Source organism: Dysgonomonas sp. Marseille-P4677 (assembly GCF_016652235.1).
GTDB lineage: Bacteria > Bacteroidota > Bacteroidia > Bacteroidales > Dysgonomonadaceae > Dysgonomonas.
The window spans coordinates 1-10,035 of sequence record NZ_JAEPKU010000154.1; the positions used below are offsets into that span (position 1 = coordinate 1).

Here is a 10,035-nt window from a genome sequence, read left to right on the forward strand (position 1 = left end):
ATACAATACAGATGATGGAAAAGTATCTGTATCTCTAATGACTAAGGATGGCAATGTTTGGATGAATCAAAACCAGCTTGCCGAACTTTTTGACACCTCTAAGCAAAATGTAAGTTTGCATATCATAAATATACTAGAAGATAAAGAGTTAGATAAAAAATCAGTTGTCAAGGATTACTTGACAACTGCTTCAGATGGCAAGGAATACAACATTACTTTTTACAGCTTGGATATGATTCTTGCTATAGGTTTTAGAGTAAGAAGTAAAAGAGGCACTCAGTTCAGGAAATGGGCGAATCAGAATCTAAAAGAATATATGATAAAAGGGTTTGTGATGGATGATAACCGTCTCAAAAATCCTGATGGCAGACCAGATTATTTTGATGAGCTACTTGTTCGTATTAGAGATATACGAGCATCTGAAAAGCGATTCTATCAAAAAGTTAGAGATTTGTTTGCTCTTTCGAGTGATTATGATGCTACAGATAAAGCGACTCAAATGTTTTTTGCCGAAACACAAAATAAATTACTTTACGCTATAACAAATAAAACGGCAACCGAGTTAGTTGTATCAAGGGCTAATGCCAATGAGCCCAATATGGCTTTAACTACTTGGAAGGGAAAGATCGTACGAAAACAAGATATTTATATAGCTAAGAACTATTTATCAGAAGATGAGTTGGATAGTTTAAACAGATTTGTAGTTGTGTTTCTTGAAACGGCAGAACTTCGGGCAAAGGACAGGAAAGATATTACAATGAATTTCTGGAAGGAAAATGTAGATCGTATTATAGAGTTTAACGATAGGAAACTATTGAAAGATAGTGGCACGATAAGTAAAAGTCAAATGGAAAGAATCGCAGACGAAATATATGAAGAATTTAATACCCGAAGAAAAATAGAAGATGCAAAACAAGCTGATAAAGATGACCTAGAAGACTTAAAACGCTTGGAGGATGATATAAAAGATAGAACATAATTCGGCTATACTATGAAAAATAAGTTTAAATATCAATGGAATAGTTTTTTTGACTATTTAGGTGCTTTTGATAGCTCTTTTAATGGAAAGCTAAGATTTTTCTATCAACGTATTCAGAATGATCCTAAAAATAAAGATGAAAGATATTTTAATCATATTTGGACTGATGAAAAAGAAAGAACTAAGAAGCGTATATCTAGGTATTCTAAACTTGTAAATCTAAGAACAATATCACTCCCTTTAATAATAGTAGCCATTGCAATGGCTACTATCTGTTTTTTTCTAAAAAGTTGGCTGATATTTTATATCTCTAGCATATCAGTCTTATTTCTACTTCCTTATTGGGTTATTAGTCGAGACTTTCTTTTAGACAAAGATAGTTGTCTAAATTATTTGCAATGGATGCATAAATCAGAAGTACAAGGAAAGATTCCAGAGATAATAGACAATGCTTTTGAATCGGATGTACAAATTGTGTCAACTGTGTCTGCGGATTTAACAGAATTAACACAAAGCGAATTAACTGCTTTACTTACTGCCTTAATTTTGTCAAATAACTTAAAACTCTCAGTGACAGACAAAGAGTTTATCAGACAGATAACCTCACAAATAACTATATCAGGAAAAAGCATAAACTTTACCTCATTTTATAAAAGCTATAGTCGCTTCAAAAATGATCCCTTCTTAGCTAAATCAGCTTACGATGATTTATTAGATAGACTCAAAAATATTGATTTGGATAAAATTTAGTCTATTCTTAAATTGTTGATTATCAGTGTTGATTAAAGCAGTTTGTTTTAGTCAACAATTCTCCCGAGTATTTTTCCATTTTTTCGTGGCATGTTTCATTTAAAATTATTGAATTATGCCACAGATTTTGACGTACGAAGACTTCAAGGAATTTGAAGCAAGAATCTTAAAAGAGATCGAAGAGATAAAGAAAGCACTGCCATCTATCTCTCCCAAAAAATGGTTACGCTCTTCCGATATAAAGGAATTGCTAGGAATATCGCATGGAAAACTACAGACTATGCGTAATAATAGAGAAATACCCTTTACTGTCATTGGTGGGACAATATTCTATTCATTGGAAGATGTGAATAAAATGTTGGACGCAAAAAAACAAAGAAAATTTTAAGTATTTCGCTCGTCGGGAGGAGTGGTCTCCCCCCCTTGCCGCGAGGGCGATCCCCGACCGATGATGTTTTGGTTTGCTTATCAGAGTAAATATATTCTTCATGTAATAACAGAAGTTTGCTATATGACATTAACCTTATGTATATCTGCGTAGCGAGGTTATGTTTTCATGCTATGAAAACCCTCGCTTTGGCTGATCGCCAAAGGGAAAATTGCTCCCGCTGGTCGACAATTTTATAGAGAGTAATAATAATTAAAACTCAAAAAGATGAATAACAAAAAACAAAATAAGAAGAAAGGCGGGCGACCGAAGAAGAGTCTCATAACAAAGAAATCGGAGAAAATCGGAGTCTGTTTTTCCGAGCCAGAATTCTACACTATTAAGCATCGGGCATCACATCCGAGGATGACCTTGAGCAACTATTGCCATGATGCTGTGCTAAATGCAAAAATTGTAGAGCCCATAAAAAAGAAGATATAAATGTGTTGAGAAACTTATCGAATATGGGTAATAATCTCAATCAGTTGCTAAAATATATACGTTTCATGGGAATCAAATAGATTGAAGCTAAAGTAACAGAAGTATTGGATGCCATTTTAGAAATCATAAAAAAGTTGTCAGATGATTGGAAAAGTGCGAAAAGGAAGAAGTTTTAAGAAATGTGTTTCTTATGTGATGGATAGAGATAAAAATCCTGAACTATTGTATAGTGAAGGAGTTTTAGAAACCGATATAAAGGCTATTATCAATAGTTTTTATGTGCAAAGTTGATGAGACCTGGCTTGTCTAAAAGTGTGGGACATATACCCCTAAGCTATGCAAAAGAGGACGAACCCACACTGTCTGATCATTTTATGGTGCAACTAGCTCAAGAGTATTTGAAAGCGATGAAAATAGAAAACACACAGTTTATTGTTGTCAAACATGGTAATACCGATCATCCCCATTGTCATATTGTTTTCAACAGAGTAGATAATGAGGGAGAAACCATATCCGATAAGAACGACCACTATCGCAATATTGAAGTTTGCAAACAGATTAAGGATAAGTACAATCTGACTTATGGAAAAGGAAAAGAGCAGACTAATATTCAAAAACTAAAAGGAGCAGAGAAAGCTAAATATGAAATTTATAAAATCGTTAGTGATAGCCTGAAGAAGTCAAAGAACTGGAATCAATTTAGAGATTTACTCAAACAAAAAGGAGTAGAAATTCAGTTTAAGTACAAAGGGCAGACCGATGAGGTGCAAGGAATTTCTTTTAAAAAAGGTACTTATTCTTTCAAGGGATCGGAAGTAGACCGAAAATTTAGCTTTGCGAAACTCAACAACCAATTACAGCAAAGCTCAATTAGGCAAACAATCAACGACGCCAATAATCCGACTCTACAAGGAGCATCTTTGGTTGGCTCTGTGGTCGATGGTTTAGGTACATTATCTACTTCACAAGCTCATGGAGACGATTATGAGGAAGAAATGTTCAAAGACCGAATAGATTATGAAGAAAAGCGACGACAGCAAAAAAACAAGCGCAAACGAAGATTAGGAATGTAATAACAATTAAAAATTTAAGATTATGTCGAATATAACAAATGAAGCCCTTTGGGGCAAGCTAGATGAGATTTCAAAGAACCAAAAGAGTCTAGCAAAAGAAGACATCGAAGATATTGTAATGAAATATGCCAATGCATTAGGCAAATTTGAACAATCGCAATTTGATGAAATAAAGAATAATAATGAAGTATTAAACAGCAATATTTTAAAGATGCTGGGTGCTATCCAGAATATTAAAATACCTGATAGTCACAATTTAGACAATGTAAAGACTTTATTGCAAAAGAAAGATATTTTCAACTTTGTTCTTTTCAAAGTCAGAAAGTCGTCATTCGTGATAGCTGTACTCGGAGTTTTGATATTTATTCTTAGCCTCTTTTCGATGAAACAACAGAATGATTATTCGCTCCTGACGAGTAGATACTACAGACAGGCAATTGTTATTGATGACCTGAAATCGGAGGTCGATAGTTTAAAGACTATGGCTACTCCAATGAAAAAGAAAAAATAATGATTAGTTGTTTATAACAGAAATGAGCCAGATATTCAGTTCTGGCTCATTTCTATTTTAAATATTTATCCTTAAATCATTTAGGGAGTTGTGATAACATCTTGAAAGAAATGCAACCTAATAAGATGATCTAACGATAACCTGAGAAGTATAGACTAATTCTGCTTTAGGATATTCTACCTGAACGTTTTGAGTAATATCTTCCATTAAAGCAATGGTAACTGGTTCTGTTGCTTTGGTTGAAGGAATATATCTTCCTTGCACAAAAGTTCTTTTTTCGTTATTGATTATAACTTCGTAACCCCAACTTGCAGATTCAGGTATAATCTTGTCTTTTATCTCCTTCATTTCAAAAGTAGTTTCAATACCTTTACTTCCATAACTATCTGTATAGATAATTGCTTTACCTTTATTGTTAGCTACATCTGTAAAGATAAATTCATAACCACCGTTAACTTTTACAGGTATCTCAGCAAGGCAATTTTCACTAATTTCTTTTTTCTCATTTTCAGTCAAATCTCCTCCAAACACCCTTATGTCATGTTGCTTCACGATAAAGCGATGTGTCTCATAATTTACACTAATGTTTAAAACAAGCATATTTTGAGAATTATCTGTTATTACGACAGTCGTTTCCCCTATACCCACTGCTGTCAAACTCAAATCAATAGGAGATATCATCTCTGCTGTAATGACTTTATCATTATTTGATTTTACAGAATAATTACCATCACCTCCTTGTAAAGGAAATCCATATCCCGTAGCTCTGGGATAGTACAAGCTAATTGTTGTTTCATCACGATCTACTAATGTGATAGGCTTTACATTGTCGTCATCACTACAAGAGAATAAACATAGACTTAATAGGTATATAAATAGAATTTTTGTTTTCATAGATATATGTTTTATTATAAATAATATTGAGAGCAAAAAACTATTCTACATCTGAATGTTAAGGTTCATTTGTCCTGTACCAACTAACAGAACATATGATAAAACAAATACCAAATAGATTCTCTGTCTTAATTTCTGATTTCACAAATATACAATTTATATAATAATTAACATTCTTATTACTATCTTTATATCTTTATGAGATACTTATAGAGCATACGATTAAATGAAGAAGTCAATCACATATTTGCCATCGAATAATAAGAAAGAATTGAATTTTATTGTTGAAACTGTTTTACAACGGTTGAAGCAAACAGAAATGATAATTCTTTACGGAAGCTATGCCCGTAATGACTATGTGGTATATGACGAAAAATACGAATTTGGCAAGCGACAGTTTTATGTAAGCGATTATGATTTACTGGTTGTTACAAGTGGTATATCAGATGGTGTTGCCATAAAAGCCCTCGATAATGTAGAAGATATGTATTACAGACGTGCAAAAGATCCTGACAGACAACCTCCCGTTCAGTTTATCAGTGAGGATATGAAAAAGTTGAATAAGTATCTGAACGAAGGACGGTATTTCTACACACAGATAAAGCAAGAAGGTGTTGTATTATATGATAGTGGAAACTTCAAACTTGCTCGAAGAAGAAAACTCAGCTTTGAGGAAATAAAACAACAGGCTCAAGGATATTTTGATAGTAAATTTGAGAGGGGTAATGGTTTTCTACAAACTACTAAGCTCATTTATGATAATATGAGGGATTATCAATTAGCTTCTTTTAATCTCCATCAAGCTTGTGAAAATTATATTTATGCCATTCGCTTAGTTTTTACATTGGAGAATCCTAAACAGCATAATCTTTCAAAACTTCTCAATTCTGTAAAGAAGTATTCTGACGAGTTTATAAAAGTATTTCCACAGGATACAGAGGAAGAAAAACGGCTTTTTAATCTCGTAAAAGCTGCTTATGTCGAAGGGCGTTACAATCCTGATTTTGTAGTAACGAAAGAGGATATTGATGCTCTTATTCCAAAAGTAGAGTTACTTCGAGATATTACAAAAAGAATTTGTGAAGAGAAGATTGGGGAGTATGGGGAGAAAAAGATCAATTGTAAACTTTAAACTAAACATATACTAATGGCTAAATTAAGAACATTACATATATCAGATTTACATTTTGGAAGAGCAAGCTCAAATAAACCTGAAGATATAGCTATTCTCATTTTAGAAGCAATTGAAACACATAATAAAGAAAATATTGATTGCGTTATTATTACTGGCGATTTATTTGACGGAAGACCAGATAAATCTATAGACAAAGAGCAATTTACAGTTGATTTCTTGAGAAAATTAGAACAGGAGCTAAAATTATCTTCCGAAAACTTTATTATAATCCCTGGTAATCATGATTTAAAAAGAGTAAGCAAAGATCCAGACTTTTCAGAATATAAAAGAGTATTAGAGAGATTTTATAATCAGGATTATTATAAAGAAAATTTTAATGACAAATATCTTTTTACAACAAAAGTATATCCAGATAAAAAAGTTGCAATAGTAGGATTGAACTCTTGTATGGTTGAGACTTCTCAATTAGATGATGGTGAAATAAAATGGATTAATGACTTAAAAACTTTAGATAAAAATCAAAAAGATGAAATAATAACCTCATTTCTGAAGAAAAAGGAGGAAGAGTGGGATGATTATGGAATCATAAGTAAAGAGCAATTACGAAATGCATTTAAAAAATTAGCAGAAAAAATAGAAAATATTGAAGACTATTCTATTGTAGCATGCTTTCATCATCATTTTTACCCTTTTCCTGAAATATACAGCAAATATGGTGATAGTAGTATTATTCGAAATTTTACGGATGTAATAGAAAAGTTTCAAAAAGAAAATGTAAAGATTGTATTGCATGGACATAAGCATATGCCTATAATAGGACCAGTTACTAATCATAATTATTTATCTAATCCCAATTCAATATTTTATGTTTTTTCCGCTGGTAGTCTTAGCCATAAAGATGAGACCCAACGCTCTTTTGAGATAATAGATATATTTAGTCCTGATTCTGACCGCATTTCAGATGTTTTTAGATTCAATTATAAACTTGATTCTCTACAAGGTCTTGAAACATTCAGAATTCCTCCGAAAAATGATAATACTCAACATTCAATTGCTGAATTATATAATTTGTTTAGAGTTGAATATCCAGAAGAATTTAAGTTGTATTGGAATGACATTTATGAAAAAGATGATATATCTTCAAACAATAGGATTGAGGATATTATAAAAAATATTAGCTCAGCTATTTCTCCATTCGAAGAGCTGATAAAAAATTTAAGGGATTCACCCATTGGATTTCAATTAATTTTATATAGTGTACATTATAGAATAAATTACTTAAATAAACAACATAATAAAGGGAAGAATAATTTTATAACTATTCTAAAAAATTATTTGAATGTATTATTTGAAGATAAAGACTATTTAGGTCATATATATAAACTACTTGAAGCCAATAGAGCCAAAAATTTTATAATTGAATATGAGAGACTTTGTGCAGATTTTTCTAAATATAAAAAATACACTGCTTATGTAACAGTAACGTTATTTTTGGTTGACCTGTATTCGGTCTTTAGTAAATATGGCGAGCTTTACTATAAGAATGAGCGTATAAATGCTAATATTAAGTTGAACGAGGAGACTTTTCACCCAAATATTCCCATAAGTACTTTTAGACTAGAAAGTAATATAGATAGACGCTCAATTTCAATTCATTTTAAGTGTAGTGATCCAACAATTCATAAAATAGCAGTACTAATTATTAAAGATTTTGAGAAAAGAATTACTAAGATTGAAGATAGTTTTGGTGTTTTGGGTTTAAAGCTCTATTACGTTTTCCCAAAAGTGGAACGAAATAATTATGATTTGGATAATCTAAATTTTGAAGCATATATACCTAAGCTTCTCCCTTTATTAACAGGAGATAATTTATATAAGCGGAAAGAAGTTTTTATTAGAGAATTAATTCAGAATTCTTTAGACGCTATTTTATTACGAGAAGATATCCTTCGAGCTAAAGGACAGCAACTTGATGACGATTTGAAGATTATAAAAATAGAAATCGGTATAGATAATAATCCTGTCGCAAATAAAGAGCGTACATTTATTAGGATTATAGATCATGGAGTTGGTATGGATCGTTTCAAAGTAGAAAGATATTTTACAAGTATAGGTCGAAGTTTTTATAAATCAGAAGATTTTGAAGAATTACAAAAAAATGAAAATATAGAATATAAGCCAATTAGCAATTTTGGAATAGGTTTTCTTTCCGCATTTATGGTATGCAAGGAGATAGATGTTATTACCAAAAGTTATGAATATTCAGAGAAAGGTTTAAAAATTCAAATACCTAATTATGATGGTTGTTTTTTTATAAATGAACTGCCAGAACTAAAGGATGTCGGAACTATTATTACTTTATATGAGGACAAACAACATTATGTATGGAATATTGATAATATAGTTCAATATATAGAAGACACATTTATTGATTTTAAGTTGGAAATACAGATTAAAAACAATTTGAAAGGTGATCAGATAAAAAGAATATTACCTTTTAATATAAAGAGAAATTTAAATGTAATGAATTTATTCTGTCCAATAGAAGAGGATAAAGTCTTACCTATGCCTATAGATGCAGTAATACAAGGGAATCATATTAATCAATGTAGCTATGGTGTTCTTTTAACAATTAATGAGAGAAATGATGGTAGCAGTAAAGGTGAAATCTTTTATTTAAACTCTGGAATTGCTTTGACTGAATCTAATGATGATACTTTAGATTTTGAACTGCCAAATAATGTGAATCTTTATTGCAATCTTCCAGCTTCTTTAATTGAATTAGATGTGGCAAGAGAAACTATTAGGCGTTTTAAAGGGAATAATATATCAAAAAGAAGAATATATGAATGTTTCTTACTGCAAAATAATGAATTAGTTAATCAGGCATCAAATTATACTCCAAAAGCTAGCTTGTCTATTTATAATGATCTTTATAGATTCCTTGTTCTAAACTTAAACAAAAGAACAGAACTTTACGATGACATATCTAGATTTCACCTTAAAATAACAAGGCAGAAAGATAAACAATTTACATTGTCAATTGACAATAATGAAAAAGGACTAGGGTTTGTATATTCTGAAAATAATAATTTAATTGATTTAATCTTAACTATATTTGAGAGCCTATCTATTAGTCCAGTTCTTAATGAAAGTAGTATCTTTTACGAATTTGAAGACATGATTCCCTATAGACAAATGATAAATATCATTCAAGATCCATGGAAAAATGAAGAGAAAAGATATGACATGAGATTCTTCAAAGAAATATTTAGCACTGATAAAAAGTTAGATTTGGATTTACTTCGTAGATTGTCTTATTATTTTTCAAGAACTTATAGAGCTAGAGCTTATTCTAAAAATAGTCAAACAATAAGAGAAGAAAGTTCTATTGTCTTATTACATTTGGGACAAATGGTTGAACGATTGTCAAGACTATATCATGGCGAAAAATATGATATAGTCGATATAGAGTCAGAGAATGAGTATGAATATATTTTGAAGTATATTACCTTAGCCGCTAGCTTTAATATTATTGAGAAATATCAGCAGAATTCTAAAGATAGAGATAGACCTGAAAATATTGTAATTAGCGTGAAAGAATTACACATGATAGCCTATAATATTCTTACCTTGTTTTATGAAATACTATCAGATAGAATGAACGTTGATGAGGCTCAAAATTTTCATATTAATATTCGAATTTGAAAAATATCTCTATTAGAGAGCAATAACTTTTATTAAAGAAACTAACACTAGTATGATGAATTAATTTCAATATATTTGCATAACTACGGATAAAGATTTTTCGTTATGGTTCAAAAT

10 protein-coding genes are annotated in these 10,035 nt (G+C 31.0%); 9 read left to right on the forward strand and 1 reads right to left on the reverse strand.

Going from position 1 to position 10,035, the window contains the following annotated elements; genetic code table 11:
* The 7 genes from JGH11_RS17570 to JGH11_RS17595 form a co-directional block, all read left to right on the forward strand.
* Nucleotides 1–979, forward strand: a 979-nt coding sequence (locus JGH11_RS17570; RefSeq protein ID WP_201113983.1) for a virulence RhuM family protein, incomplete at its 5' end; no start/stop codon positions are given.
* Nucleotides 980–991: 12 nt separating this feature from the next.
* Nucleotides 992–1,729 (forward strand): hypothetical protein, encoded by a 738-nt coding sequence (locus JGH11_RS17575; RefSeq protein WP_201113984.1) that lies wholly within the window; start codon nt 992–994, stop codon nt 1,727–1,729.
* A gap of 115 nt (nt 1,730–1,844) precedes the next feature.
* Nucleotides 1,845–2,117: a helix-turn-helix domain-containing protein gene (locus JGH11_RS17580; protein ID WP_201113986.1), complete on the forward strand. Its 273-nt coding sequence runs from the start codon at nt 1,845–1,847 to the stop codon at nt 2,115–2,117.
* A gap of 267 nt (nt 2,118–2,384) precedes the next feature.
* Nucleotides 2,385–2,597 carry a hypothetical protein gene (locus tag JGH11_RS20350; RefSeq protein WP_236264115.1) on the forward strand — a complete coding sequence of 71 codons (213 nt, stop codon included), beginning with the start codon at nt 2,385–2,387 and terminating at the stop codon, nt 2,595–2,597.
* A gap of 141 nt (nt 2,598–2,738) precedes the next feature.
* On the forward strand, nt 2,739–2,888 hold the full coding sequence (locus JGH11_RS20355) for a hypothetical protein (RefSeq protein ID WP_236264117.1): 150 nt from the start codon (nt 2,739–2,741) through the stop codon (nt 2,886–2,888).
* Nucleotides 2,889–2,911: 23 nt separating this feature from the next.
* Nucleotides 2,912–3,670 carry a relaxase/mobilization nuclease domain-containing protein gene (locus JGH11_RS17590; protein WP_370567628.1) on the forward strand — a complete coding sequence of 253 codons (759 nt, stop codon included), beginning with the start codon at nt 2,912–2,914 and terminating at the stop codon, nt 3,668–3,670.
* A gap of 22 nt (nt 3,671–3,692) precedes the next feature.
* Complete coding sequence (locus tag JGH11_RS17595) at nt 3,693–4,181, forward strand: hypothetical protein (RefSeq protein ID WP_201113987.1); 489 nt, start codon at nt 3,693–3,695, stop codon at nt 4,179–4,181.
* A 117-nt stretch (nt 4,182–4,298) separates the two neighbouring features.
* Here the strand turns inward: JGH11_RS17595 and JGH11_RS17600 are convergent, their stop codons facing one another.
* Entirely contained in the window at nt 4,299–5,075 is a 777-nt protein-coding gene (locus tag JGH11_RS17600) for a pilus assembly protein N-terminal domain-containing protein (protein WP_201113988.1), read from the reverse strand.
* 226 nt (nt 5,076–5,301) lie between these two features.
* On the opposite strand from JGH11_RS17600, the gene JGH11_RS17605 reads away from it, so the two are divergent.
* Both JGH11_RS17605 and JGH11_RS17610 read left to right on the forward strand, forming a co-directional pair.
* Complete coding sequence (locus tag JGH11_RS17605) at nt 5,302–6,207, forward strand: HEPN domain-containing protein (RefSeq protein WP_201113989.1); 906 nt, start codon at nt 5,302–5,304, stop codon at nt 6,205–6,207.
* A 15-nt stretch (nt 6,208–6,222) separates the two neighbouring features.
* A complete protein-coding gene (locus JGH11_RS17610) occupies nt 6,223–9,918 on the forward strand; it encodes a metallophosphoesterase (RefSeq protein WP_201113990.1) in 3,696 nt (1,231 codons plus the stop codon).
* Nucleotides 9,919–10,035 lie beyond the last annotated feature (117 nt).

What these genes read in the sequence shown, in the direction of transcription:
- JGH11_RS17575 (WP_201113984.1), top strand. Translation starts at nt 992, where the DNA reads ATGAAAAATAAGTTTAAATATCAATGGAATAGTTTTTTTGACTATTTA.
- JGH11_RS17580 (WP_201113986.1), top strand. Translation starts at nt 1,845, where the DNA reads ATGCCACAGATTTTGACGTACGAAGACTTCAAGGAATTTGAAGCAAGA.
- JGH11_RS20350 (WP_236264115.1), top strand. Translation starts at nt 2,385, where the DNA reads ATGAATAACAAAAAACAAAATAAGAAGAAAGGCGGGCGACCGAAGAAG.
- JGH11_RS20355 (WP_236264117.1), top strand. Translation starts at nt 2,739, where the DNA reads ATGATTGGAAAAGTGCGAAAAGGAAGAAGTTTTAAGAAATGTGTTTCT.
- JGH11_RS17595 (WP_201113987.1), top strand. Translation starts at nt 3,693, where the DNA reads ATGTCGAATATAACAAATGAAGCCCTTTGGGGCAAGCTAGATGAGATT.
- JGH11_RS17600 (WP_201113988.1), bottom strand. Translation starts at nt 5,075, where the DNA reads ATGAAAACAAAAATTCTATTTATATACCTATTAAGTCTATGTTTATTC.
- JGH11_RS17605 (WP_201113989.1), top strand. Translation starts at nt 5,302, where the DNA reads ATGAAGAAGTCAATCACATATTTGCCATCGAATAATAAGAAAGAATTG.
- JGH11_RS17610 (WP_201113990.1), top strand. Translation starts at nt 6,223, where the DNA reads ATGGCTAAATTAAGAACATTACATATATCAGATTTACATTTTGGAAGA.